General features: G+C 56.7%; 22 protein-coding genes. 10 read left to right on the forward strand and 12 right to left on the reverse strand.

The annotated features are described in order from the left end of the window. The first annotated feature begins 71 nt into the window (after positions 1-71). Positions 72-962, forward strand: a complete 891-nt coding sequence (locus AC27FC_RS16325; RefSeq protein ID WP_196354961.1) for a LysR family transcriptional regulator — start codon at positions 72-74, stop codon at positions 960-962. Here the strand turns inward: AC27FC_RS16325 and AC27FC_RS16330 are convergent. Next, the gene (locus AC27FC_RS16330; protein ID WP_029739958.1) at positions 959-1,147 is read right to left on the reverse strand and encodes a YfgG family protein; all 189 of its coding nucleotides are present in this window, start codon (positions 1,145-1,147) and stop codon (positions 959-961) included. The genes AC27FC_RS16325 and AC27FC_RS16330 overlap by 4 nt on opposite strands. A 352-nt stretch (positions 1,148-1,499) precedes the next feature. Between AC27FC_RS16330 and AC27FC_RS16335 the strand changes: the two genes are divergently transcribed. Continuing rightward, a complete protein-coding gene (locus AC27FC_RS16335) occupies positions 1,500-3,740 on the forward strand; it encodes an EAL domain-containing protein (RefSeq protein ID WP_196354960.1) in 2,241 nt (746 codons plus the stop codon). A 4-nt stretch (positions 3,741-3,744) separates the two neighbouring features. Here the strand turns inward: AC27FC_RS16335 and ppx are convergent, their stop codons facing one another. The 4 genes from ppx to purM form a co-directional block, all read right to left on the reverse strand. Then, the gene (gene ppx, locus AC27FC_RS16340; RefSeq protein WP_023308773.1) at positions 3,745-5,283 is read right to left on the reverse strand and encodes an exopolyphosphatase; all 1,539 of its coding nucleotides are present in this window, start codon (positions 5,281-5,283) and stop codon (positions 3,745-3,747) included. A 3-nt stretch (positions 5,284-5,286) separates the two neighbouring features. Next, positions 5,287-7,347: a polyphosphate kinase 1 gene (gene ppk1, locus AC27FC_RS16345; RefSeq protein ID WP_033146179.1), complete on the reverse strand. Its 2,061-nt coding sequence runs from the start codon at positions 7,345-7,347 to the stop codon at positions 5,287-5,289. A 208-nt stretch (positions 7,348-7,555) separates the two neighbouring features. After that, on the reverse strand, positions 7,556-8,197 hold the full coding sequence (gene purN / locus AC27FC_RS16350; protein WP_196354959.1) for a phosphoribosylglycinamide formyltransferase: 642 nt from the start codon (positions 8,195-8,197) through the stop codon (positions 7,556-7,558). Further along, on the reverse strand, positions 8,194-9,231 hold the full coding sequence (gene purM / locus AC27FC_RS16355; RefSeq protein ID WP_008501643.1) for a phosphoribosylformylglycinamidine cyclo-ligase: 1,038 nt from the start codon (positions 9,229-9,231) through the stop codon (positions 8,194-8,196). Before purM ends, purN begins: the two co-directional genes overlap by 4 nt. A 266-nt stretch (positions 9,232-9,497) precedes the next feature. On the opposite strand from purM, the gene AC27FC_RS16360 reads away from it, so the two are divergent. The 4 genes from AC27FC_RS16360 (at position 9,498) to AC27FC_RS16375 (ending at position 13,952) form a co-directional block, all read left to right on the forward strand. Beyond that, a complete protein-coding gene (locus AC27FC_RS16360) occupies positions 9,498-10,928 on the forward strand; it encodes a 6-phospho-beta-glucosidase (protein ID WP_196354958.1) in 1,431 nt (476 codons plus the stop codon). Between the two features lie 226 nt (positions 10,929-11,154). Then, entirely contained in the window at positions 11,155-11,781 is a 627-nt protein-coding gene (gene upp / locus AC27FC_RS16365; protein ID WP_023308769.1) for a uracil phosphoribosyltransferase, read from the forward strand. Positions 11,782-11,864: 83 nt separating this feature from the next. After that, positions 11,865-13,154, forward strand: a complete 1,290-nt coding sequence (gene uraA / locus AC27FC_RS16370; protein WP_196354957.1) for a uracil permease — start codon at positions 11,865-11,867, stop codon at positions 13,152-13,154. A 96-nt stretch (positions 13,155-13,250) separates the two neighbouring features. Then, on the forward strand, positions 13,251-13,952 hold the full coding sequence (locus tag AC27FC_RS16375) for a DnaA inactivator Hda (RefSeq protein ID WP_211438414.1): 702 nt from the start codon (positions 13,251-13,253) through the stop codon (positions 13,950-13,952). A gap of 41 nt (positions 13,953-13,993) precedes the next feature. Here the strand turns inward: AC27FC_RS16375 and AC27FC_RS16380 are convergent, their stop codons facing one another. From AC27FC_RS16380 to celB, 3 genes are read right to left on the reverse strand one after another with little or no spacing between them, the layout of a single operon-like run. Next, positions 13,994-15,415 (reverse strand): leucyl aminopeptidase family protein, encoded by a 1,422-nt coding sequence (locus AC27FC_RS16380; protein WP_196354983.1) that lies wholly within the window; start codon positions 15,413-15,415, stop codon positions 13,994-13,996. Further along, on the reverse strand, positions 15,415-16,371 hold the full coding sequence (locus tag AC27FC_RS16385; RefSeq protein WP_196354956.1) for a glycosylasparaginase: 957 nt from the start codon (positions 16,369-16,371) through the stop codon (positions 15,415-15,417). The genes AC27FC_RS16380 and AC27FC_RS16385 overlap by 1 nt, the downstream gene beginning before the upstream one ends. Before the next feature lie 3 nt (positions 16,372-16,374). Further along, entirely contained in the window at positions 16,375-17,694 is a 1,320-nt protein-coding gene (gene celB / locus AC27FC_RS16390; RefSeq protein WP_094934581.1) for a PTS cellobiose transporter subunit IIC, read from the reverse strand. Between the two features lie 146 nt (positions 17,695-17,840). On the opposite strand from celB, the gene AC27FC_RS16395 reads away from it, so the two are divergent. Next, positions 17,841-18,665: a helix-turn-helix domain-containing protein gene (locus tag AC27FC_RS16395; protein WP_196354955.1), complete on the forward strand. Its 825-nt coding sequence runs from the start codon at positions 17,841-17,843 to the stop codon at positions 18,663-18,665. Here AC27FC_RS16395 and arsC read toward each other — a convergent pair. Then, entirely contained in the window at positions 18,662-19,018 is a 357-nt protein-coding gene (gene arsC, locus AC27FC_RS16400; RefSeq protein ID WP_487160244.1) for an arsenate reductase (glutaredoxin), read from the reverse strand. The genes AC27FC_RS16395 and arsC overlap by 4 nt on opposite strands. An 18-nt stretch (positions 19,019-19,036) precedes the next feature. Further along, on the reverse strand, positions 19,037-20,500 hold the full coding sequence (gene bepA, locus AC27FC_RS16405; RefSeq protein WP_196354954.1) for a beta-barrel assembly-enhancing protease: 1,464 nt from the start codon (positions 20,498-20,500) through the stop codon (positions 19,037-19,039). A 221-nt stretch (positions 20,501-20,721) separates the two neighbouring features. Here bepA and AC27FC_RS16410 point away from each other — a divergent pair, with 221 nt between their 5' ends. After that, positions 20,722-21,786 carry an AI-2E family transporter gene (locus tag AC27FC_RS16410; RefSeq protein WP_104950377.1) on the forward strand — a complete coding sequence of 355 codons (1,065 nt, stop codon included), beginning with the start codon at positions 20,722-20,724 and terminating at the stop codon, positions 21,784-21,786. Between the two features lie 96 nt (positions 21,787-21,882). Here AC27FC_RS16410 and bcp read toward each other — a convergent pair whose 3' ends face one another. Both bcp and AC27FC_RS16420 read right to left on the reverse strand, forming a co-directional pair. After that, positions 21,883-22,353 (reverse strand): thioredoxin-dependent thiol peroxidase, encoded by a 471-nt coding sequence (gene bcp, locus AC27FC_RS16415; RefSeq protein ID WP_032659360.1) that lies wholly within the window; start codon positions 22,351-22,353, stop codon positions 21,883-21,885. Continuing rightward, the gene (locus tag AC27FC_RS16420) at positions 22,353-22,922 is read right to left on the reverse strand and encodes a glycine cleavage system transcriptional repressor (protein WP_045888584.1); all 570 of its coding nucleotides are present in this window, start codon (positions 22,920-22,922) and stop codon (positions 22,353-22,355) included. Before AC27FC_RS16420 ends, bcp begins: the two co-directional genes overlap by 1 nt. Positions 22,923-23,067: 145 nt before the next feature. Here AC27FC_RS16420 and dapA point away from each other — a divergent pair, with 145 nt between their 5' ends. After that, a complete protein-coding gene (gene dapA, locus AC27FC_RS16425) occupies positions 23,068-23,946 on the forward strand; it encodes a 4-hydroxy-tetrahydrodipicolinate synthase (RefSeq protein ID WP_033146170.1) in 879 nt (292 codons plus the stop codon). A 16-nt stretch (positions 23,947-23,962) separates the two neighbouring features. Further along, a complete protein-coding gene (gene bamC / locus AC27FC_RS16430) occupies positions 23,963-24,997 on the forward strand; it encodes an outer membrane protein assembly factor BamC (protein WP_033146169.1) in 1,035 nt (344 codons plus the stop codon). The last annotated feature ends 20 nt before the right edge of the window (positions 24,998-25,017 follow it).

A 25,017-nucleotide genomic window follows, 5' to 3' on the forward strand; every position in this document is an offset into this window, starting at 1 on the left:
CCTGAGCATAACTCGCGCGCTATTGTGCTGGCAGGGCAGCAACCTTATGCGCGGTATAAGAGAAACTTTGAATGACAACGCTTAATCTGGGCTATCTCGCCACCTTCCGTCTGGTGATCCAGCGCGGCAGCTTTTCAGCGGCAGCGGATGCGCTGGGTATTTCCCAGCCCGCCGTCAGCCTGCAAATACGTCAGCTGGAGCAGTTTCTGCAAACGCGGCTGGTGGAGCGGACCGGGCGAGGGATTAAGGCTACGGCTGCCGGGCAGGCGTTGCTGGCGCATGGGGAGCGTATTCAGCTGGCGGTAGATGACGCCATCCGGTCCGTGAGCGCATTCAGCCAAGATGTGAGCGGCACCATTACGCTTGGCACGGGGGCAACGGCCTGCATCCATCTTCTGCCGCCGCTGCTGGAGAAGCTGCGTCGAGACTATCCGCTCCTGAGCGTGGGGGTGACGACGGGCAACACCCTCGACATCGTCAGGGCCATCGAAGAGAACCGGCTCGATATGGGGCTGGTGACGCTGCCGGTGAGCGGCAGAGCGCTGGACGTCATGCCGGTAATGGACGAAGAGTTTGTTTTTATCGCGTCGCGGGAGCAGCAGGATGCTTTCAGGGATTTTACCCCGGAGGCGCTGCACGCTCAGCCGCTGATTGCCTTTGAATCAGGCAGCGGTACCCGGGCGCTGATCGAGGGCTGGTTTGCGGCTAATGGATTAGCGATCGCACCGGTGATGCAGCTTGGCAGCATCGAGGCGATCAAACGCATGGTTCGCGCGGGGCTGGGCTACAGTATTGTGCCGCGAATGGCGGTCCAACAGGATGCCGATCGCGAAGGGCTATGCGTGATGTCACTTACGCCCATGCTGCAGCGGCAGCTGGCGGTGGTAATGCGGCAGGATAAAATCCTCAGCAAAGGGATCGCGGCCATTATTCGGCTCGTGCAACATCCTACGGCTGTTTAGCGGTCAGCGGTGTCGACGGTCAGGCTGGATTGCTGCGACTGGGTTTTGTCCTGATGGTGGTACCAGGCGCCAATTGAAGAGTAAACGAAGCGGCCAAAGAAAAACAGGAAGCTGATGAGCAGTATGATGCGGGTCATTCGGGTATTAAATTGATGTCGTTTGCGCATACGCGTGACCTGACTCACTCTGTTTTTCCTGGATAAGCCCTTTTGGGCGACAAGGATATTAAGGCACAGCGGGAAGGCGGGGTCAATTCTGCTGTGTGTAAATAACCGTCAATGTTTACATTGATTAATGTTATTGAAATTAATTAATGCATTTACCATATTGATAATATGAAGAAAATAATTTCAAAAAAACGCCGCAAAAAGTTATTTGCGTAAAGTAGTTTGATTTAAGTCAACGGCTTCCCGGCCCTGATATTTAAAATCCTTCCTCCATACAGTTCGCCCCTCACCTTGCCGGGCGGCGCGTACGTCAGGTTGGATGCCTGTCTTTATTTTCCCTCTGGAGCGAAAGGGGTTTAACCGGGCATCTATGAACATTCTGGCTTTCCTGAAAAAAAATGAAAACCGCTGGTGGGCATTGCCGCTTATTTTGCCGGTGGTTTTACTTCCCGTGCTGAGCATTGCGAATACGTTCACGCAGCTGGGCGACGGCATTGCGGCACTCTATTATTTACCCCTCTCATTTTTGCTTTCGCTGATGATGTTCTTTGGCCTGGAAGCGCTGCCCGGGATCGTATTGTCGCTGTTTATCCGCTATTACCCGTCGGTCGGTATGTTTGAAACCGTCGCGGGGATCCTCCATTTTGTCGTCCCTTTAGTGCTCAGCTGGGGTGGCTACCGGGTGTTTGCGCCCAGACGGAATATGACCGCGTACGGCGACGTTCGGCTGATGGCGCAGCGCATCTTCTGGCAGGCGTTCTGCCCCGCGACGCTGTTTCTGGTGCTGTTTCAGTTTGCGGTGTATTTAGGCGTGTATGAGAGCCGCCAGAGCCTTGCGGGATTAAACCCCCTCAATATTCGCACGCTCATCAACTATCAGACGCTGCTGGTCAGCGGCCTGACGGGCGTGCCGCTGAGCTATCTGCTGATCCGCCTGCTTCGTCATCCGCGCTATATCAAAAGCCTTCTCTCGCAGATCCGTTCCGAGATAGACAAAAAGGTGACGGTCGTTGAGTTGTTGGTGTGGGCTATCGCGCTTGGCGGGCTGCTTTCGCTGCTGCTGCTTCCGATGAATGAGAACAGCTCCATTTTCACCACCAACTACACCCTTTCCCTGCTGATGCCGGTGATGCTCTGGGGCGCGATGCGTTTTGGCTATAAGCTAATTTCGCTTATCTGGACGCCGATACTGCTGGTGTCTATTCACTATTTTTACCGCTATATCCCGGTGAATCCGGGGTATGACATTCAGCTGGCGATCACCTCTTCCAGTTACCTGGTCTTCTCCTTCGTGGTGATTTATATGTCGATGCTGGCGACCCGGCAGCGCGCAGCGAACAAACGCTCCCGCAGGCTGGCGCTGCTCGACCCGGTCGTCCATATGCCTAACCTGCGGGCGCTGTCGCGCGATCTGGCGAAAAACCCGTGGTCGGCGCTCTGCCTGCTGCGCATTCCGGAGCTGGAAATTCTGGGCCGAAATTACGGCGTGTTGCTGCGCATTCAGTACAAACAGCAGCTGGCGCAGTGGGTGAATGGCATTCTCCAGCCCAATGAGCTGGTGTATCACCTGACCGGGTATGACCTGGCGGTACGGCTTAACGCGGAATCGCACCAGCAGCGGATTGAGGCCCTGGACGAGCACATCAAGCAGTTCCGCTTTGTCTGGGACGGCATGCAGCTGCAGCCGCAGGTGGGCGTGAGCTATTGCTATGTCCGGTCCCCGGTTAACCATCTTTATCTGGTGCTGGGCGAACTGGGCGTGGTTGCCGACCTGTCGCTCTCCTCCAACCATCCGGAAAACCTTCAGCAGCGTGGGGCCGTCCATTTGCAGCGCAACCTGAAGGATAAAGTCGCGATGATGAGCCGCCTGCAAAAGGCGCTCGATAACGACGAATTCGCCCTGCTGGTTCAACCCGTTTGCGGCATGCGTGGCGATTGCTATCACGAAGTCCTGCTCCGAATGCCGGATATAAACGGGCTATTGATTTCCCCCGACCAGTTCCTGCCCGTCGCGCAGGAGTTTGGTCTCTCTTCGCGGGTAGATTTGTGGGTGCTCGAGCACACCCTGCGCTTCCTGGCCGCGCATCGCGAAAGACTGCCCGGCCAGCGCTTTGCCATTAATCTTGCCCCGTCGACCGTGTGTCGGGTGCAGTTTCCGCTTGAGGTGAGTCGCCTGCTGGCGAAATACGCCATTGAGCCGTGGCAACTGATCTTTGAAGTGACGGAGTGCAGCACCTTTTGCAATGCGGAGCAGGCGCTACACATCCTCCGGCAGCTGCAGAAAATGGGGGTACGTATTGCAATTGATGATTTTGGCACCGGCTATGCGAGCTATGCGCGGCTGAAAAGCGTGGACGCGGATATTCTCAAGATTGACGGCAGCTTTATTCGCAATATCGTCAACAACAGCCTGGATTATCAGATTGTGGCGTCTATCTGCCATCTGGCGCGCATGAAAAAGATGCTGGTGGTAGCGGAGTATGTCGAAAGCGAAGAGATACGTAGCGCGGTTCAGGCGCTAGGCATCGATTATGTGCAGGGTTATCTGATTGGCAGACCGGCACCGCTTGAGTCACTGCTGGAAGCTGAGGCGTCCACCGCGGACGCCTGAGCCGTTACGCGGCGACGTCGGCGCTCTCTTCTTCAATTTTGAGCAGCCAGCCGGTGACCGCTTCCCAGTACTGCTGCTCTTTTTCCAGGTCCAGCAGGACCAGCGCGTTCTGGCTGAACCAGTCGTGCGGGAAGCTCAGCGTCCAGTGATGGTCGTCGGTTTTAAGCTTCAGCGTAGGCGGCGTGGTGGTGGCCTGACGCTGGTTATTGAGCAGCACGCCCAGACGCAGCAGCTGAATAAGCGGCAGAAACTGTTTTTTCTTGAACAGCGTAAAGCGCGGCAGGTCGTCGAGCTTGATGGCCTTGCGGTGATAACGCACCAGGGTCGCCATCATGGTTTGCTGCTCCTGGTTGAAGCCAGGCAGATCGCTGTTTTGCAGAATGTAGGCCGAATGGCGGTGCATCCCGCTGTGGTTGATGTTCAGCCCCACCTCGTGCAGCATCGCGGCCCATTTCAACAGCGCGGCAAGCTGCGGGTGCGCGAGCTTCGGATTCTGCTCCTGCCACTGTTCGTACATCTGCACCGTGGTGTCCAGCACGCGCTTCGCCTGTTCACGGTCGATGTTGTACTGATTGGCCAGGCTTTGCGCGGTGCGGCTGCGAATATCCTGATGGCGGAAACGGCCTTCCATCTCATACAGCACGCCTTCACGCAGCGCGCCGTCCGACAGACGCAGCTCTTTTATGGCGAGGGCATCAAACACGCCGCAGAGAATAGCCAGCCCCGGCACGAATACCGCTTTACGCTCGTCGGAAAGACCCGGCAGGCTTAAGGCGTCAAAACTTTTATGCTTCAGCACTTCTTCGGTCAGCAACGTCAGGCGTTCGGGCGTAATAAACCCGTCTTTTTCACCCATCGCCAGCAGCACTTCGTGCGCCGCCTTGATGGTGCCCGACGCGCCCAGCGCCACGTTCCAGCCCTGAATACGGTACTGCCAGGCCAGATTTTCCAGCTTCTGGACAGCCGCCATACGCGCGCGCTGGAAGTTCTCGCGGGTGATGGTGCCGCCCGGGAAATACATCTGCGCGAAGCTGACGCAGCCCATACGGCGGCTTTCCACCAGGCGCGGCTCAAAGTCTTCGCCGATCACCAGCTCCGTTGAGCCACCGCCGATATCGATAACCAGCTTGCGTCCTTTTTCCGGCTGGGTGTGCTCAACGCCCATGAAAATCAGACGCGCTTCCTCGTTACCGGAGATGATCTCAATCGGGTAGGGGATCACTTTTTCGGCTCGCTTGAGGAACTCCGGGGCGTTCAGGGCCTGGCGCAGGGTGTGAGTGCCCACGATGCACACGCTGGAAGGCGAGAAGCCCTGCAGGCGTTCAGCAAACAGCGACAGGCAGTTTAACCCGCGCTCCATCGCCTCTTCGCTGAGCATGCTGCGTTCATCAAGACCATCCGCCAGGTGTACGCGCTGCTTCAGACGACCGATGATCTGCAGCGCGCCATCCACCTCACGGGCGATGACCATGTGGAAACTGTTAGAGCCAAGGTCGACCGCGGCGAATTCCTGCGGGCGTGGGGTCTTATCATTTATCGGCATAGGTTAATCGGGTTGCTCGAGTGATTTGATATAGTCGTAAATCGCCAGTTGCGACCGCACTTTGCGGCGGTTGCCGCGCGGTACATAGCGGTTACTGAGTTCTTTGTCGATATAGCGTGCTTTCACGGTATCGCTGAACAGAATCTCGATGATGTCGAGGATCTGCTGCTTCAGTCGCGGATCCAGCAGCGGTGCCGCGACTTCAATACGGTAGTCAATATTGCGCGTCATCCAGTCTGCCGAAGAGAGATAGACCTGTTTATCACCCGCATTATCAAAAATATAGATCCGATCGTGTTCCAGGTAACGGTCAACGATGCTGATCACACGAATATTGTCGCTGATGCCTTCCAGTTCCGGGATCAGCGAGCACATGCCGCGGATCAGCAGGTTAACCGGCACGCCGGAGCTGGATGCCGCGTACAGCCTGTCCACCAGCCCTTTGTCGACCAGGTTGTTAAGCTTCAGCGTGATGCCGGACGACAGCCCTTTCTGGGCATTGGCGATCTCTTTATCGATCATATCGTACAGCAGGCGGCGCGAGTTCTGCGGCGAGACCAGCAGATAGTCAAAGCTCACCGGACGGTACGGGTTTTCGATAAAGTTAAAGACCCGGCGCACTTCGTTAGTGATGCGGGCATCGGCGGTTAAGAGCGAGTAGTCGGTATAAATTCGCGCCGTTTTCTCGTTAAAGTTCCCGGTACCGATGTGGGCATAACGCACTACATCGTCGCCCTCTTTACGGGAAATCAGGAACAGCTTGGCGTGAATTTTCAGCCCCGGCGCGGAGAAGATGACGTGCACACCGGCTTCCGTCAGACGGCGCGCCCAGTGGATGTTGGCCTCTTCGTCGAAGCGCGCCTGCAGCTCAACCACCACGGTGACCTTTTTGGCGTTGTGCGCCGCGTGGATCATCGCGTCGATGATGCGGGAATCTTTTGCCACGCGGTAGATGTTGATTTTGATCGCCAGCACGCTCGGATCGAACGAGGCCTGACGCAGCAGTTCGAGCACGTGCTCAAACGTGTGATATGGATAGTAGAGCAGCACATCGCGTTCGCGAATGGCGTCGAATCCGTTGCGGAATTTATCGAACCACAGATGGCGCAGGCGCGGCAGCGGCTTGTTCACAAGATTGGCTTTGCCGACGTTCGGGAAGCCAATAAAGTCTTTAAAGTTGTGGTAACGGCCACCCGGCACGATGGAGTCATAGCGCGAAATGGTCAGCTTTTCGCGCAGCATTTCCACCATGGCGTCCGGCATATCGCGCTGATAAACAAAACGTACCGGTTCGGCCGTCAGGCGCTGTTTCAGGCTGGAGGACATCAGCTCCATCAGGCTGGCTTCCATCTCGTGCACCAGGTCATATTCGGCGTCACGGGTCATTTTCATCGAGTAGGCGTTTAACGCATCGTAATCGAAGAAGCCTTTGAAGATGTCGTCCAGGCAGTAGCGCAGGATGTTATCGAGCAGGATCATCGGCTTGCGTCTGCGCGGGGTTTCCGGCGGCAGGTTCACAAAGCGCGGCACCTTGTCGGACGGGATCTCCAGCAGCGCGTAACGGATAGACTCACCGCGAATAATTTCCACCGCCAGGTAGGTGTAATCATCCTTCAGGAACTGAACCAGGTCGGTTTCGCGGTTGATCAGAATCGGGGTAATGTGCTGGCGCAGATAGTGTTTGAAGTAGTGGCGCAGCCAGTTTTGTTGGTTAACGGAAAGCTGGCGTTCGTTAATCAGGAAGATTTGATTGCGCGCCATCTCCAGCAGCAGTTCGTTATACAGGCCGTCAAATTCCTGATCGGCTTTCAGCACGCGGGACTGGATTTTGCCCAGCAGATGCCGCGAGTGCGAGTTTAAGCCCTGTTCTTCGCTGATGATGATGCGTCTTTTCAGCTCGGCAAAGCGAACCTTGTAGAACTCATCCAGGTTGTTGGAATAAATGCCCAAAAAACGCATGCGCTCGATCAGCGGGTTACTTTTGTCTGCCGCTTCCTGGAGTACACGTTCGTTAAATGCTAACCAGCTTAGCTCTTTCTCGATATATAACTTTTCCTGACCCATTACAGCTCACACTCCAGTTCAATCACAGGACGTGGTAAATCCGTCTCGTCCTTATTATGGCGAGCATTTCCACGATATGTCCAACAGTGCCAGAAAAGTATGACAGTTATTTTTTTTTGTTGGGGATTTTAGAAGGTTGGAGAAGGGAATATCGGGTAATGCAATGAACAGGTCGGGTAAGCGCAGCAGCGCCACCCGACGTAACAAACTACTCTTCGGCCGCATAACCCTGCGGGGGTAACTTCACGCCGTCCAGCCAGGCTGCGCCGTCGCGCATCTCGAGACGCCCGTCGACAAACCAGCTGACCACCAGCGGGTAAATGGCGTGTTCCTGGGTCTGCACGCGTTCCGTCACGTCTTCTTCGCTGTCGCCGTCAAAGACCGGAACTTTCGCCTGCAGGATCACCGGACCGCCGTCCAGCTCGTCGGTAACGAAATGCACGGAGGTGCCGTGCTCCTCATCGCCGTTTTCCAGAACCTGGCGATGGGTGTGCAGGCCGGGATATTTCGGCAGCAGGGAAGGGTGGATATTCAGCAGACGACCGGCGAAGTGTTCGACGAAGGCCGGGCTCAGAATACGCATATAGCCCGCCAGCACGACCACGTCCGGCGCGTAGGCATCAATCTCATGCACCAGCTCGCGGTCAAAGGCTTCACGCCCGGCGAACTGGCTGGCTTCCAGCGCGTGCGCGGGAATGTTCGCATCCCGCGCGCGCTCAAGGCCGAACGCGTCGGCCTTGTTGCTGAAAACTGCCCGAATGGTGCCATTGATTTTCTTCTGCTTGCAGGCGTCTATGATGGCCTGCAAATTGCTTCCGTTGCCGGAAATGAGCACCACGATGTTTTTCATTCAATGACCACACGCTGTTCGGAATCGGAAGCTTTAATCGTACCGATTTTCCACGCGTTTTCACCTTTTTCAGTCAGCAGCTTAACCGCTTTATCCGCTTCGCTTGCCGGCAGGGCGATAACCATACCTACGCCGCAGTTAAAGGTGCGGTACATTTCGTGAGAGCTCACGTTGCCCGCGGTCTGCAGCCAGTTAAACACGGCTGGCCACTGCCATGAGGATTCGTCGATCACCGCCTGGGTGTTGTCCGGCAGGACGCGCGGGATGTTTTCCCAGAAGCCGCCGCCGGTCAGGTGAGCGATAGCGTGAACGTCGACGTTCTCGATAAGCTCAAGCACGTTTTTCACGTAGATGCGGGTCGGCGCCAGCAGATGGTCAGCCAGCGGTTTACCGTCCAGCTCGGTGGTCAGCGGGTCACAGCCGCTCACTTCGAGGATTTTACGCACCAGGGAGTAGCCGTTGGAGTGCGGGCCGCTGGAGGCGAGCGCGATCAGCACATCGCCATCGGCCACTTTGCTGCCGTCGATAATTTCTGATTTTTCTACTACGCCGACGCAGAAGCCCGCGACGTCATAATCTTCGCCGTGATACATGCCCGGCATTTCCGCGGTTTCACCACCTACCAGCGCACAGCCGGACTGCAGACAGCCTTCGGCGATACCGTTAATCACGCTGGCAGCGGTATCCACGTCCAGTTTGCCGGTTGCGTAGTAATCGAGGAAGAACAGCGGCTCTGCGCCCTGTACCACCAGGTCATTCACGCACATCGCGACCAGATCGATACCGATCGTGTCGTGACGTTTTAAATCCATCGCCAGGCGCAGTTTAGTGCCTACGCCGTCAGTACCCGAGACCAGAACAGGTTCACGATATTTTTGCGGCAGCGCGCACAGTGCGCCGAATCCACCCAGACCACCCATCACTTCCGGGCGGCGGGTTTTTTTCACCACACCTTTGATTCGGTCAACCAGCGCATTACCTGCGTCAATATCAACACCGGCATCTTTGTAGCTGAGAGAAGTTTTGTTGGTCACGGCTTAAATCCCCACGCGATTGCATAGCTAGTAAGAAAAAACGGCGCAATTCTAACAGTCCAGGCAAACGTTTGCGAGCCTATTCTGGACGTGGGGATCTTTTTTTCTGTGTACCTCGTGAATGCAGCCAAACTTGACTCTGTTCACGAAAATGAAACCGGTTTCTGAGAACTGCTTGCAACGATTATTCCCTTTGCACATCATCGAACTGAAACCGGTTTCTGTAATTGTTTTTGCAGAAAATAACGCAGAATGAGGGAAAGCGAATGTCGGGATTTAAAGCAGATTTTCTGTGGGGCGGGGCCGTTGCGGCGCACCAGCTGGAAGGCGGCTGGAAAGAGGGCGGCAAGGGCGTGAGCGTCGCCGATGTGATGACCGCGGGGGCGCACGGCGTGCCGCGTGAAATCACCAACGGCGTGCTGGAGGGGAAAAATTATCCTAACCATGAAGCCATCGATTTCTACCACCGCTATAAAGAAGACATCAGACTCTTTGCCGAGATGGGGTTCAAATGCTTCCGCACCTCTATTGCCTGGACGCGGATCTTCCCGAAAGGCGACGAGCTTGAGCCTAACGAGGCTGGCCTGAAATTCTATGACGATCTGTTCGACGAATGCCTGAAGTACGGCATCGAACCGGTTATCACTCTTTCTCACTTCGAGATGCCTTTCCATCTGGTCACCGAATACGGCGGCTGGCGCAACCGTAAGCTGATCGACTTCTTCGTTCGTTTTGCAAAAGTGGTGTTCCAGCGCTACCAGCATAAGGTGAAGTACTGGATGACCTTCAACGAGATCAACAACCAGGCTAACTTCCACGAAGACTTTGCGCCGTTCACGAACTCCGGGCTGAAGTACGCGCCGGGTGAAGACCGTGAGCCGGTGATGTTCCAGGCGGCGCACTACGAGCTCGTGGCCAGCGCCCTGGCGGTGAAGGCGGGGCGCGAGATTAACCCGTCGCTGCAGATCGGCTGCATGATTGCCATGTGTCCTATCTACCCGCTGACCTGTGCGCCGGACGATATGATGATGGCGATGAACGCCATGCACCGCCGCTACTGGTTCACCGACGTGCACGTTCGCGGGAAGTACCCGCAGCACCTGCTCAACTACTTCGAACGTCGCGGCTTCGCGCTGGATATCACCGAAGAGGATAAAGCCGCGCTGACGCAGGGCTGCGTCGATTACATCGGCTTCAGCTACTACATGTCCTTCGCCACCAAGGCGACGGCGGACAACCCGCAGCTGGATTACGACGAAAGCAAGAGCCTGGTCTCTAACCCGTACGTGCAGAAATCCGACTGGGGCTGGCAGATTGACCCGGTCGGGCTGCGTTACTCCCTGAACTGGTTCTGGGATCACTACCAGCTGCCGCTGTTTATCGTTGAGAACGGCTTTGGCGCGATCGACGTGCAGGAGAGCGACGGCACGGTGAACGACCAGTACCGTATTGATTATCTGGCCGCCCATATCCGCGAGATGAAAAAAGCGGTGGTGGAAGATGGCGTGGAGCTGATGGGCTACACCCCGTGGGGCTGCATCGACCTGGTGTCTGCCGGTACGGGCGAAATGAAAAAACGCTACGGCTTTATCTTTGTGGATAAAGACAATGAAGGGAACGGCACGCTGAACCGCAGTAAAAAGAAATCGTTCGACTGGTATAAGCAGGTGATTGCGAGCAACGGCGAGAACCTGTAATTGTCGGGTGGCGCTAACGCTTACCCGACCTACACTACACGTAGGCCGCGTAAGCGCAGTGCCACCGGGCAGAACCCCGCACCCAAGCCGGAGTCTCGCCTCCGGTTTTTTTGTCTCTAAATCACTTTGCTTGATATACGTCAAGCAACATGGGTATGGCCTAATCCGAAAAAAGCGGTATAATCCCGCGATTTTTTTGCGGACGCCACCTCAGAGGAGAAAGAGAATGAAGATTGTGGAAGTGAAACACCCACTCGTTAAACACAAGTTGGGCCTGATGCGTGAGCATGACATCAGCACGAAGCGTTTTCGCGAACTGGCATCTGAAGTCGGCAGCCTGCTGACTTACGAAGCGACCTCTGATCTGGAAACAGAAAAAGTCACCATCGAAGGCTGGAACGGCCCGGTGCAGGTTGAGCAGATCAAAGGTAAGAAAATTACCGTGGTGCCAATCCTGCGTGCCGGTCTCGGCATGATGGAAGGCGTGCTGGAGCACGTGCCAAGCGCGCGTATCAGCGTGGTGGGTATCTACCGTAACGAAGAAACCCTTGAGCCAGTTCCTTACTTCCAGAAGCTGGTCTCTAACATCGACGAGCGTATGGCGCTGGTGGTTGACCCAATGCTGGCGACCGGTGGCTCTATGATCGCCACCATCGACCTGCTGAAAAACGCGGGCTGTAACAGCATTAAGGTGCTGGTACTGGTTGCCGCTCCGGAAGGGATCGCGGCGCTGGAAAAAGCGCACCCGGACGTTGAGCTGTATACCGCCTCTATCGACCAGGGCCTGAACGAGCATGGGTACATCATCCCGGGGCTCGGCGATGCCGGCGATAAGATCTTTGGTACGAAATAATCGAATAACGATAAATAAGCCGACTTTGATAGTCGGCTTTTTTTTGAATAAAACACCAACAATACTACACAGAGGAAAACACTATGACGCGCCGTGCTATCGGGGTGAGTGAAAGACCGCCGCTTTTACAGACTATCCCGCTTAGTTTGCAGCACCTGTTCGCCATGTTTGGCGCAACCGTGCTGGTGCCAATCCTGTTCCACATTAACCCGGCCACCGTGCTGCTGTTCAACGGCATCGGTACGCTGCTGTACCTCTTTATCTGTAAAGGCAAAATCCCGGCGTATCTCGGGTCGAGCTTTGCCTTTATCTCGCCGGTGTTGCTGCTGCTGCCGCTGGGTTATGAAGTCGCGCTGGGCGGCTTTATCATGTGTGGCGTCCTGTTCTGCGTGGTGTCCTTCATTGTGAAGAAAGCCGGTACCGGCTGGCTGGACGTGATGTTCCCGCCTGCGGCGATGGGCGCCATCGTTGCCGTCATCGGTCTTGAGCTGGCGGGCGTCGCGGCGAATATGGCCGGTCTGCTGCCTGCTGACGGCCAGTCACCGGATTCCAAAACCATTATCATCTCGCTGGTAACGCTGGGCGTGACGGTGTTTGGCTCCGTGCTGTTCCGCGGCTTCATGGCGATTATCCCGATCCTGATCGGCGTGCTGGCGGGCTATGCGCTCTCCTTCGCGATGGGCGTGGTGGACACCACCCCGATCGCTCAGGCGCACTGGTTCGCGCTGCCAACCTTCTATACGCCACGCTTCGAATGGTTTGCTATTTTCACCATTCTGCCTGCGGCGCTGGTGGTGATTGCGGAGCACGTCGGCCACCTGGTGGTGACGGCGAACATCGTTAAGCGCGATTTAATCCGCGACCCGGGTCTGCACCGCTCCATGTTTGCGAACGGTTTCTCCACCATCATCTCCGGTTTCTTTGGCTCCACGCCAAACACCACCTACGGTGAGAACATCGGCGTGATGGCGATTACCCGCGTCTACAGTACCTGGGTTATCGGCGGCGCGGCGATCATCGCCATTCTGCTCTCCTGCGTCGGCAAGCTGGCGGCAGCGATTCAGATCATTCCGGTGCCGGTAATGGGCGGCGTTTCTCTGCTGCTGTACGGCGTGATCGGTGCCTCCGGTATTCGCGTGCTGATTGAATCCAAAGTGGATTACAGCAAAGCGCAAAACCTGATCCTGACCTCCGTTATCCTGATCATCGGCGTGAGCGGCGCGAAGGTGCACATCGGTGCGGTCGAGCTGAAGGGCATGGCGCTGGCGACCATCGTCGGCGTGGGCCTGAGCCTGATCTTCAAGCTGATCTCGGTCATTCGCCCGGAAGAAGAAATTCTGGACGCGGACGACAGCGAAAAAGCGTCACATTGATCGTATTACCGGGCGAAGGATCGCCCGGTTCTCTCCTTGCAGGTTCCGTGTTAAACTCCATTCCGATTTTACGTAGGATCTCTGGTTGAGGTATTTCTGAACGGACCGGCACAGCTCTCTCTGCCACTCTATCTCCCTGACGACGAAACTTTCGCGAGTTTCTGGCCGGGTGATAACCCCTCTTTACTGGCTGCACTGCAAAACGTGCTGCGCCAGGATCACAGCGGATACATCTATATCTGGTCACGCGAAGGCGCGGGGCGCAGCCATCTGCTGCATGCCGCCTGCGCGGAGCTTTCGGCGCGCGGTGATGCGGTAGGCTACGTGCCGCTGGATAAACGCACCTGGTTCGTACCTGAGGTGCTGGAGGGAATGGAACATCTCTCGCTGGTCTGCATCGATAATATCGAATGCGTGGCGGGTGATGAGCCGTGGGAAATGGCGATCTTTAACCTCTACAACCGCATTCTGGAGTCGGGCAAAACCCGGCTGCTGATCACCGGCGATCGTCCGCCGAGACAGCTCAATCTGGGGCTGCCGGATCTGGCGTCTCGTCTGGACTGGGGGCAAATCTACAAGCTCCAGCCGCTGTCGGATGAAGATAAGCTTCAGGCGTTACAGCTGCGCGCAAAGCAGCGCGGGTTTGAGCTGCCGGAGGACGTGGGGCGCTTCCTGCTCAAGCGCCTGGATCGCGAAATGCGCACGCTGTTTGACACGCTCGATCAGCTCGATCGCGCCTCCATTACCGCCCAGCGCAAGCTGACCATTCCGTTTGTGAAAGATATTCTCAAGCTGTAGTTGTGCCGGGTGGCGGCTGCGCCTTACCCGGCCTACGAAAACTAGACATCCCCCAGCAGGTGTTCAACCAAAAGTGGAATTGGTCTTCCCGATGCCACGCTCCTTCCGCTCTCTCGCCACAGCGCCGTACCGCTGATATCCAGATGCGCCCACGGAATGGTCGGCGGGCAAAAGTGGTGCAGCAGCCACGCCGCCGACGCGCTGATTGCCGCATTGTTGGTCGGCGTGTTGCACAGATCGGCAATGGCGCTGTCGGTCTGTTTTTTCAGCCGCGCATCCAGCGGCAGGGACCATACTTCATCGCCGCTCTGCTTGCCCGCCAGCGTCAGCGCCGCGCGCAGCGGTTCATCCTGCGTCATTAATCCGCTCAATTCATACCCCAGCGCCTTCACGACCGCGCCGGTTAAGGTCGCCATATCAATAATATAGCGCGCCTGCGGATGGCGCTGGCTGGCCCAGGCGATGGCGTCCGCCAGCACCAGTCGGCCTTCGGCATCGGTGTTGTTGATTTCAACCGTGGTGCCGTTGCAGGCCGTCGCCACCGTTCCGGGCTGCATGGCGTCCGGGCCAATGGCGTTTTCCGCCAGCGCCAGCACGCCCATGATGCGTACGGGCAGCGCCAGCTCTGCCACGGTCAGCATCAGGCCCAGCACGTTAGCCGCACCGCACATGTCGTATTTCATGGTGTACATGCCCGCGCCTTCCTTCAGCCACAGGCCGCCGGTATCGAAGGTAATACCTTTTCCCACATAGCAGCGCACCGGGCCGTCGTTGACGCCGTCATAATGGATCGCCAGCAGGCGCGGCGGACAGGTCGCCCCTTTGCCAACGGCGTGCAGCAGCCCCAGACCCTGCTCAGCAATAGCCTTTTCGTTCAGCACTTCGCAGCGCAGGGCGGGGAAGGCGGCACAGAGCCTTTGCGCCTCTTCCACCACAAACTGCGGCGTGCATCGGTCGGACGGCATATCCGCCAGACGTCGCGCCGCGACCATGCCGCGGGCGATGGCCTGCTGCTGGCGGAAGACACCCTCCAGTTTTGCCTGCTGTTCCGGCAGGCAGAGGGCGGTGATGTGCGTAAGGCGCACCGCCGATTCATCCGTTTTCTTCAGCTTCAGGTCGCTCAGCCTGTGCGCCTGATTAAAGAGAAAACGCAGCACCTGCGCCTGCACCACATCGTTGATATCGGTAACGTCCAGTATCAGCTCGGGGCTGACGGGCGAGGCCAGCAGCGGGCGCAGCGCCGTCAGCAATCCTTCGGTCAGGCTGTCCTGCCAGAGGGCTTCCGGCAGCAGAGTGATCCGGGCAAACGGGGCGCAGCCAAAGCGGGTGTCAGCGATGCTGGCAGACTCGCGCATTTCCGCGACAAGCGCCGTTTCGGGCAAATGCCTACAGGAGGCGGACGCAATCAAATGGCTTTGCGGAGCCGCTTCAGAAAGCGCGGTGATAAACTGATACGTGATCATCATGACTCCTCAATCGGCGCGCGGATCCGCGCGGCATAGGCCTGCATCCACTCATCGTCTACGGCGTAATAATGCGTTTTCTCCCGCAGGCGTTCGGTACGAAAAACGGTGAGGGGCTGGCGAGCCGTCGCCACCACAAACGAGAAGGTTTTGATGTTGGTGGCGGCCCCGAATTCGCCCCTGTTGTTCATGCACACCACGGAAAGATCGCCCGCGCGGCCAAAGCGCGACATCAGCTTGTCTTCCAGCTCGAACACCACCGAATCCGCCGCCTGCTGCGGCGTCATACCCTGCGCCATGCGGCGGACGATTTCGTAGCTGGTGCAGCCTTTCATCAGATCTTCACCGACGCCCGTGGCGGTGGCCGCGCCGGTTTCACTGTCGCAGTAAAAGCCGGAACCAATAATGGGCGAATCGCCGAGTCGACCGCGTTTTTTCATGAACAGGCCGCTGGTGGAGGTGGCGACGCTCATTGACCCCTGTTTATCAAGGCCAATAATGCCGACGGTGTCATGCCCGTCGTAAGGGCTTAAGCCCTTATCCAGCGTCTCGCGGCAGCGTTTGCGGTAGTGCTGCATGGCGCGGTCAGTGAGCATGGTTTTGTCGGCGAAGCCCTGGCTCAGCGCCCATTCCCGCGCGCCCTGGCCGACCAGCAGGCTGTTGTAGCGCTGGCGGCTTAACGCATGCGCCACGCGCACCGGGTTGGCGATATCCACCAGGTTGCCCACGGCGCCAAACGCCAGCGTATCGCCGTCCATGTAGGCGGCGTCCAGCTCCACTTCGCCATTTTCGGTGGGCAGCCCGCCGTAGCCGACGGATTTATAAAACGGAAAGTCTTCGACGGCGGCGACGGCATCCACAACCGCTGCAGAGACCGGTTTACCCGCAGCCAGCGCAAACGCAGACTCCGTAACGCCTTCAAGCGCCATTCTCCAGGTCGCGATAATTCCCCACATGCTTTACTCCTGTTTTGCAAGGGTGGTGTCGGTTTGCGTAACGGTGGCCATTTCCGCCGCGCGGTACTGTTTGTCCACGATACGCATGAAAGGCAGGTACAGCATGGCGCCAATCAGCAGGTTGATAAGCTGCATGACGCTGCCGCTCAGGTGTCCGGTAACGATAAAGCCGCTGATAACCGGCGGCAGCGTCCAGGGAATAAACACCCCGGTGGTGACGGCAACCGCGCCAATCTTCATCGCCGCATACTGCACGGTGACCAGCACCAGCGGCACCAGGTTGAACGGGATAAGCATTATCGGGTTCATAATCACCGGCAGGCCAAACAGGATCGGTTCGTTGATGTTAAACACCGATGCCCCGGCGCCGAGGCGCGCCACTTCACGCATGTTTTTGCTGCGGGCGAAAATCAGCATCGCAATCACCAGCGACAGCGTGGCCCCCGCGCCGCCCATCCAGATCATGTCAAAAAACTGTTCGGTGATAATGTGCGGCGGCGTCGTGCCTGCCTGAATCGCGGCGATGTTGTCGGTCTGGTTCTCCATCCACAGCGGGCGAATGATGCCGTTGATCATCGAGCCGGAGTTAATGCCCACTGACCACAGAATGGTGATGCTGAACACCGTCATCAGCGCGCCAAAGTAAGAGGTGCCGTAGTGGCGCACCGGCGTGGCAACCACTTCGTAAATAAACTGGTGGATGGTGTTGTAGTGGGTGTTTTCAAAAACGATGCGGATACCCAGCACCAGAATCATCACCAGCAGGGCCGGGATCAGCGCGGCGAACGACTCCTGCACCGCCGGAGGCACGCCGTCCGGCATTTTGATCACCAGTTTTTTGCGCTTGAGCCAGCAGAACATCTCCGTCCACAGCAGGGAACCGATCATCGCCACGAACAGCCCTTTGCTGCCAATCCACTCCACCGGAATGACGGTAATACCGCCGTTTTCCGCCACTTTGATAAAGGGCGTCAGGATGAGAAAGGCGACCAGCGCCAGGATACCGCAGGAGATGCGGTCTTCACCGTAGTGTTCCGCCAGGCGGAAGGCCACCAGGAAGCTGATGAACAGCGACATGGTGGAGAACACCGCGTTGAACGGGATTTCAATAATGGCGCTCCAGCTCTCACCAAAGGCCTGAGACATAAACTGCTGATAGGCTTGATTCGGGAACGACGAGATCACCAGCAGAATAGAGCCGACGATGATAAACGGCATGAATGACACGTAGGCGCCACGAATGGCCCCGAGATGACGCTGCTGGGCCGTTTTGGCCGCCAGCGGCATCAGTTTTGCTTCAAGAAATCCCAGAACATTGTTCATTGTGAACTCCGTACAAGATTGAGGGGTGTTGTTTGTGTTATGTCTTAGGATTATCAGTGAAGCGCGGCGAGCGAAAGGTGAAATCGGTCACAAAGCAATCGCTGGTGTAGTATAAATCTCATAAGATTGGTTCCGAGGATCCTGCGATGGAAATTAAACTGCATGCTAATGCCACCACGACGCCGCGCATCCGTCGCTATCTACAGCAGTCAGATAAAAGCGACAGGGAGCTGGCTACCGAGCTGGGTATTTCGGTCACTACCGTCAGGCGCTGGCGCAACCGCGAGCAGGTTTCGGATAATCACACGACGCCAAAAGTGATACACAAAGCATTGAGACAGGAGCAGGTTGCGCTGGTCAATGCCCTGCGGGATATCACTGGCGCCCCGCTGGACGAACTGCTGCAGATGGTCAATAGCGAACTCGGGATCGCCGTGTCCCGCGCGACCCTGAACCGCTATCTCAAACCGGCTTCGATAAAGCATAAGGGCGCGACGTTGCAGGGAAAAAAGGCGCTGAAGGCAGGTATCGTGCCGCAAAAACTCCTGTTACATCATCAGCCTCTGTCGCTGCATATGGACGATGGCGGGGAACAGCATCTGCTCTGCGCGCGTGAACCCGTGAGCGGCTGGTGCTACGCCCGGCTGTACGCGGGCATTTCTCCGCAGCTGCTGGCCCACTGGACGAACGACGCGCTGGCAGCCTGTCCGGCTGATATTCAATCTGTTGAGACTTTTGGTTTCGAGGTGAAGCTTGAGGAGCGTAATACCACCGTAACGGTGCATCCACAGCAATACCGCGCCGTTCAGGTTGATCTACCGCTATGTGAAATCATCCCACGTCTGAACAGTGAACCGGCAGGCGAGCTGTTGATCCAGCTGTGCGAATTTTACAACCGGGGAAAAGCGCAGAAAAAGCTGGGAGAGAGTACGCCGCAGGCCTTTCTGGAAGCGCTGCGGCATAAGGACTAGAGGATCTCGAGCACGTCTTCCGGCGGGCGTCCAATGCGCGCCTGGCCGTTCGCCACCACTATCGGGCGCTCAATCAGCTTTGGATTTTCAACCATCGCCTGGATCAGCTCAGCCTCGGTGAGACGGCTGTCATCCAGGTTAAGCGACTTATACAGATCTTCTTTCTGACGCATCAGCTCTCTTGCACTGCCCATTCCCAGCATGTGCAGCAGCTGGCGGAGGGTTTGCGCGTCAGGTGGTGTGTCGAGGTACAGCACCACTTCCGGCTCAACGCCGTTAGACTTCAGCAGGCTCAGGGTATCGCGGCTCTTGGAGCAGCGAGGGTTGTGATAAATTTTTACGGAGTCTGTCATGACGTGAATTCTCCTTGATTACATCTTTTCGTACGGCTTAAAGCGCTGCTGCAGGCCGCGCAGCTGATCGATACGCGCGTCGTAACGGGCCTGCTGGAGGCTGCCGAGTTTGACCTGCGCGCTGGCGCTGCTGAGCGTGGAAATCGCCTGATCGAGGCGGCCCACCAGGGCAAAACCTTCGGCACGCGCCGCCAGCTCCTGATCGCGGTTGCCGAGCTGGGCTTCCGCCTGAGCGAGCAGATCCCAGCCGTTTTGATCGTCTTTATTGTTAAAGGTATAGCGGTTCAGAATGGTCGCCGCTTCGCCAGGCTGACCGCCCTGTAAGTAAGCGTTCGCCAGGTTAAGCTGCAGCACCGGGTTGGTACGGACGTCTTTCGCCCCCTTCAGACGGTTGATCGCATCGGCCGTTTTCTTCTGGCCCAGATCGATATCCGTCGACAGATCGAGGTACCACGGGTTGTTAGGGTCGGCAGCCAGAAGCGGTTGCAGCGCTTTGCGCGCCTCGTCGTATTTGCTGGCTTCCATCGCCTGGAGCGCCTGACCATACTGCGCGGCGTTTTTCTCACGCACGTTGCCTTTCGCCAGGGTATCCAGCAGGTCGCTGGTGAGCTGGTTACGCCCGGAATTGTACATCCCCAGCGTTCTCACCTTCGCCATGTAGAAATCCTGCGAAGACTGGGCCACCACCGGACGCATCTGGTTGGCACGGTTACGCGCGTCCGACAGGCGGCTTTCGGGTAACGGGTGCGTCAGCAGGATTTCCGGCGGACGGGAAGAGTAACGCGCCTGATCGAGCAGTTTTTCGAGGAAGCTCGGCATGGCCTGCGGGTCAAAGCCCGAACGCTGCAGCACCTGAATCCCGATGCGGTCCGCTTCCTGTTCGTTTTGCTGGGTAAAGCTGATCATCCCCTGGCGCGTTCCCGCCAGCGTACCGGTCAGGGCTGCCATCCCGGCCTGCGGGCTGGCCATCGCCAGCAGAATGGAGCCCAGCGCGCCCACCCAGGTGAGGGGGGCGTTACGTTTCTGGTCTTCCATGGCGCGCGCCAGGTGGCGCTGGGTGACGTGCGAAATTTCGTGCGCCATTACCGAGGCCAGCTGGCTTTCGTTGTCGGAATAACGGAATAATGCCGAATGCAGCACCACGTTTCCGCCAAAGAAGGCGAAGGCGTTGATTTCGTCATTATTGATTAAATAGAAATGGAAGGGCGTTTTTACCGAGTCGGCGTGCGAAACCAGACGCATCCCCAGCCCGTTAATGTACTGTACCAGCAAAGGGTCGTTAATCAGCGGGGCGCTGCCGCGCAGCTGGCGAACATAGTAATCCCCCATTTGCATCTCTTGCCCAATAGAGAGCGTGCTTCCTGCTGTGGTGCCCATGTCCGGCAATGAATCGGACGAGTCAGCAAAAGCGGGCAACACCTGACCGACCGTCACCGCGGCAATCAGTGTTGCAACCAGTGTTTTTCTCAACTGCCTGAACATAACCACTGTCCTGTATGTTGGATGTGCTAATTTGACCGATGAACCGGCATAACGTTCATCTCTGCTGCTCTGCGAGTGTAGCCGTGTTACAGCATGAAGAAAATCCCATTCATCAGGCTTTTGCGGATTGCGATCGGGATACAAAAAGCGAAAGTCTTTTTTGTGACAGTTAGATACAATTCACCGTCTCACTCCCGCCATTCGATTCAGGGAAGGGTTGTATGCTCGAAATGTTAATGCAATGGTACCGGCGTCGGTTCAGCGACCCGGAAGCCATTGCTTTGTTGGTTATTCTGGTTGCCGGGTTCGGTATTCTGTTCTTCTTCAGCGGCCTGCTCGCGCCACTGCTGGTGGCGATTGTGCTGGCGTACCTGCTGGAGTGGCCGACGGCGCGCCTGGAACACATCGGCTGTTCCCGCCGCTGGGCGACCAGCATCGTGCTGGTGCTGTTTGTCGGCATCCTGCTGCTAATGGCCTTTGTGGTGATGCCGGTCGCCTGGCAGCAGGGAATTAACCTGATCCGCGATATGCCCGGCATGTTGAATAAACTCTCTGATTTTGCCGCCACGCTGCCGCGCCGTTACCCGGCCCTGATGGATGCCGGAATTATCGACGCGATGGCCGAAAATATGCGCGCCCGCATCATGACGATGGGCGATTCGGTAGTGAAGTACTCTCTGGCCTCGCTGGTCGGGCTGCTGACGCTGGCGGTTTACCTTGTGCTCGTGCCGCTGATGGTTTTCTTCCTGGTGAAAGATAAAGATCAGATGCTCAACGCCGTGCGCCGTATTCTGCCGCGCAACCGCGGGCTGGCAGGGCAGGTCTGGGAAGAGATGAACCAGCAGATCACCAACTACATTCGCGGCAAGGTGCTGGAGATGATTGTCGTGGGGGTCGCCACCTGGATTGGCTTCCTGATTTTCGGCCTGAACTACTCGCTGCTGCTGGCGGTGCTGGTGGGGCTGTCGGTCCTGATTCCATACATCGGCGCGTTTGTGGTGACAATTCCGGTTGTTGGGGTCGCGCTGTTCCAGTTTGGGCTGGGGACAGAGTTCTGGAGCTGCTTTGCGGTGTACCTGATTATTCAGGGCCTGGACGGTAACCTGCTGGTACCGGTGCTGTTCTCCGAAGCGGTGAACCTGCATCCGCTGGTGATTATCTTATCCGTGGTGATTTTCGGCGGGCTGTGGGGATTCTGGGGCGTGTTCTTTGCGATTCCGCTGGCGACGCTGATTAAGGCCGTGGTCCACGCGTGGCCGGATGTGCCGGTGGTGGAAGAGAAGTAGTCTTTGTGCGGCCTGATGCCCTCACTCCGACCCTCTCCCACGGGGAGAGGGGGAAAACATTAAAAACGGCAACCTGGGTTGCCGTTTTGCTGTTTATCAGGCGCTTGCTTTCAGCCAGTTCAACACCACGTCGTGGTGGTTGCTGGTTTTGAAGTCGTCAAACACATGTTCAACTTTACCGTCAGCGTCAATCAGGAAGCTAATGCGGTGAATGCCGTCGTAGGTTTTACCCATAAACGTCTTTTCGCCCCAGACGCCGAACTGCTCGCACACCTGATGATCTTCATCAGAAAGCAGCGTGAAGTTCAGCAGCTCTTTTTCAGCAAATCGTGACAGCTTTTCTGGTTTATCCGTGCTGATACCCAGCACTTCCACACCGACTTTTTTCAACTCGTCCATGTTGTCGCGTAAGCCGCAGGCCTGTACGGTACAGCCGGGGGTCATGGCTTTCGGGTAGAAATAGACCAGAACACGCTGTCCCTGGAAGTCGGTCAAATTTACTTGCTCGCCGTCTTGATCCGGTAAGCTAAATTTCGGTGCGATGTCACCGGCTTTCAGTGGGTTCATTACTCAACTCCATCCTGTTCGTGCTGCGAATAATTGACGACGCTTATACTGCCCTGCGCGTTTAATTCTGTACAGAGGGCTTTGAACGCTTGCTCGATATTTGACGCATCCTGTGAGGCAGGGCTGTGCGCGGTAATTTGAATAAACAACACCGGAAGACCCTGGTCATCGCTTGTCTGCGTACGGGAAACCAGTTCGGCAATATTCATCTGATGATTGTCAAAAAGCGCGGTGAAACGCTCAATCAGATGCGGTGAATCAGGCACTTCAACCTGCACCCAGACGGTAGAAGGCAGTGCCGGACGCGGACGCGCGGTGGTGCGCTTCATGACAATCAGCAAATCCAGTTCGGCCCCCTTCAGCGGCAGGGTCGATTCAATCAACGTAATGGCGTTCCATGTCCCGGAAAGCAACATAATAAATGTGAACTCTTCGCCAAGCATCGCCAGACGGCTGTCTTCGATATTACAGCCGCAGCTGCTTACGTGACGGGTGATGGTGTTCACGATACCCGGCCTGTCGGCACCCAGCGCAGTGATAACCAGGTAATGTTGTGATGAGGTTGTCAAACCTGTTCTTCCTTTGCATGGTTAAGTCTTCCTAAGGAAAGCATAAAAAAAACATGCATACAACCGCCTGCGAGCCTCAGGTCGCTTGCTTTTATTACAGTTCCAAACGTAACATTGAGGCTCTTGTTCGCACAGAGGATGGCTCATGTTCACGGGAAGTATTGTCGCGCTTGTTACACCGATGGATGAAAAAGGTAATGTCTGCCGGTCAAGCATGAAGAAGCTCATTGATTACCATGTCGCCAACGGAACCTCGGCGATCGTTTCGGTAGGGACTACCGGTGAATCCGCAACGCTGAGCCACGACGAGCACGGCGATGTGGTGATGCTGACCCTGGAACTGGCGGACGGACGTATTCCGGTCATCGCGGGGACAGGGGCTAATGCAACCGCAGAAGCTATCAGCCTGACCAAACGTTTTAACGACAGCGGCATCGTGGGCTGTCTGACGGTGACCCCTTATTACAACCGTCCTACTCAGGAAGGTTTGTTCCAGCACTTCAAAGCCATCGCTGAACATACTGACTTGCCACAAATTCTGTATAATGTGCCGTCCCGTACCGGTTGCGATATGCTGCCGGAAACCGTTGGTCGTCTCTCGGAAGTAAAAAATATTATCGGTATTAAAGAGGCGACAGGGAACTTAAGCCGCGTTCATCAGATCAAAGAGCTGGTTTCAGACGACTTTATCCTGTTGAGTGGTGATGATGCGACCGCGCTGGACTTTATGCAGCTCGGTGGTCATGGCGTGATCTCCGTAACGTCAAACGTTGCGGCGCGCGATATGGCTGAAATGTGCAAACTGGCCGCAGCCGGTCACTTTGATGAAGCGCGCGTCATTAATCAGCGTCTGATGCCGCTGCACAATAAATTATTTGTCGAACCCAATCCGATCCCAGTGAAATGGGCATGTAAGGAGTTGGGGCTTGTAGCAACCGATACGCTGCGTCTGCCAATGACACCGATTACCGACCACGGTCGTGACATCGTCAGGGCGGCGCTGAAGCATGCCGGTTTGCTGTAGAGTTTAGGGAGATTTGATGGCTTATTCAGTACAGAAGTCGCGCCTGGCGAAGGTTGCGAGTGTTTCGCTTGTTATGCTGCTCGCTGCCTGTAGTTCAGATTCGCGCTACAAGCGCCAGGTGAGCGGTGATGAATCCTATCTGGATGCGACCCCGCTTGCTGAACTTCACGCACCGGCTGGTATGATCCTGCCGATTCAGAACGGCGATTATAATATTCCCGTGACCAACGGCAGCGGCCTGGTCGGTAAAGCGCTTGATATTCGTCCGCCAGCACAGCCTCTGGCGCTGGTCAGCGGGGCGCGTACCCAGTTCACCGGTGATACGGCGTCTCTGATGGTTGAGAGCGCGCGCGGTAGCACGCTGTGGCCGCAGGTTGTCAGCGTCATTCAGTCGAAGAACTACACCATCGATAAACGCGATGACGCCAGCCAGACGTTAACCACCGACTGGATCGAATGGAACCGCCTGGATGAAGACCAGCAGTATCGCGGTCGTTATCAAGTCTCCGTTAAACCACAGGGTTACCAGCAGGCGGTTAACGTTAAGCTGTTGAACCTGGAGCAGGCGGGTAAACCGGTTGCGGATGCCGCGTCCCTGCAGCGTTACAGCACCGAAATGCTGAACGTGATTGCCGCGGGTCTGGATAAGACCGCTACCGATGCCGCCAACGCCGCGCAGAGCCGCAACGGCGCGACCTTCGATGTGCAAAGCGGTGCGGATGATACCGGCCTGCCAATGCTGGTGGTGCGTGCACCGTTTAACCAGACCTGGCAGCGTCTGCCAGCGACACTGGAAAAAGTGGGCATGAAAGTGACCGACAGCACGCGTTCAACCGGCAGCATGACGGCAACGTATAAGCCGCTCTCCGACAGCGCATGGCAGGAACTGGGCGCGAAAGATCCTCAGCTTGCCTCCGGTGACTACAAGATTCAGGTAGGCGACCTTGATAACCGCAGCAGTCTGCAGTTTATCGATCCAAAAGGTCATACGCTGACCCAGTCGCAGAACGATGCGCTGGTCGCTGTCTTCCAGGCAGCATTCAGCAAATAAATACGAGGGCTGGTGAATCC

Source organism: Enterobacter sp. C3_dUdeg (assembly GCF_057536195.1).

Coding starts and splice junctions, on each gene's coding strand:
- AC27FC_RS16325 (WP_196354961.1), top strand. CDS start 72: ATGACAACGCTTAATCTGGGCTATCTCGCCACCTTCCGTCTGGTGATC.
- AC27FC_RS16335 (WP_196354960.1), top strand. CDS start 1,500: ATGAACATTCTGGCTTTCCTGAAAAAAAATGAAAACCGCTGGTGGGCA.
- ppx (WP_023308773.1), bottom strand. CDS start 5,283: ATGCCGATAAATGATAAGACCCCACGCCCGCAGGAATTCGCCGCGGTC.
- ppk1 (WP_033146179.1), bottom strand. CDS start 7,347: ATGGGTCAGGAAAAGTTATATATCGAGAAAGAGCTAAGCTGGTTAGCA.
- purN (WP_196354959.1), bottom strand. CDS start 8,197: ATGAAAAACATCGTGGTGCTCATTTCCGGCAACGGAAGCAATTTGCAG.
- AC27FC_RS16360 (WP_196354958.1), top strand. CDS start 9,498: ATGTCGGGATTTAAAGCAGATTTTCTGTGGGGCGGGGCCGTTGCGGCG.
- upp (WP_023308769.1), top strand. CDS start 11,155: ATGAAGATTGTGGAAGTGAAACACCCACTCGTTAAACACAAGTTGGGC.
- uraA (WP_196354957.1), top strand. CDS start 11,865: ATGACGCGCCGTGCTATCGGGGTGAGTGAAAGACCGCCGCTTTTACAG.
- AC27FC_RS16380 (WP_196354983.1), bottom strand. CDS start 15,415: ATGATCACGTATCAGTTTATCACCGCGCTTTCTGAAGCGGCTCCGCAA.
- AC27FC_RS16385 (WP_196354956.1), bottom strand. CDS start 16,371: ATGTGGGGAATTATCGCGACCTGGAGAATGGCGCTTGAAGGCGTTACG.
- celB (WP_094934581.1), bottom strand. CDS start 17,694: ATGAACAATGTTCTGGGATTTCTTGAAGCAAAACTGATGCCGCTGGCG.
- AC27FC_RS16395 (WP_196354955.1), top strand. CDS start 17,841: ATGGAAATTAAACTGCATGCTAATGCCACCACGACGCCGCGCATCCGT.
- arsC (WP_487160244.1), bottom strand. CDS start 19,018: ATGACAGACTCCGTAAAAATTTATCACAACCCTCGCTGCTCCAAGAGC.
- bepA (WP_196354954.1), bottom strand. CDS start 20,500: ATGTTCAGGCAGTTGAGAAAAACACTGGTTGCAACACTGATTGCCGCG.
- AC27FC_RS16410 (WP_104950377.1), top strand. CDS start 20,722: ATGCTCGAAATGTTAATGCAATGGTACCGGCGTCGGTTCAGCGACCCG.
- bcp (WP_032659360.1), bottom strand. CDS start 22,353: ATGAACCCACTGAAAGCCGGTGACATCGCACCGAAATTTAGCTTACCG.
- dapA (WP_033146170.1), top strand. CDS start 23,068: ATGTTCACGGGAAGTATTGTCGCGCTTGTTACACCGATGGATGAAAAA.
- bamC (WP_033146169.1), top strand. CDS start 23,963: ATGGCTTATTCAGTACAGAAGTCGCGCCTGGCGAAGGTTGCGAGTGTT.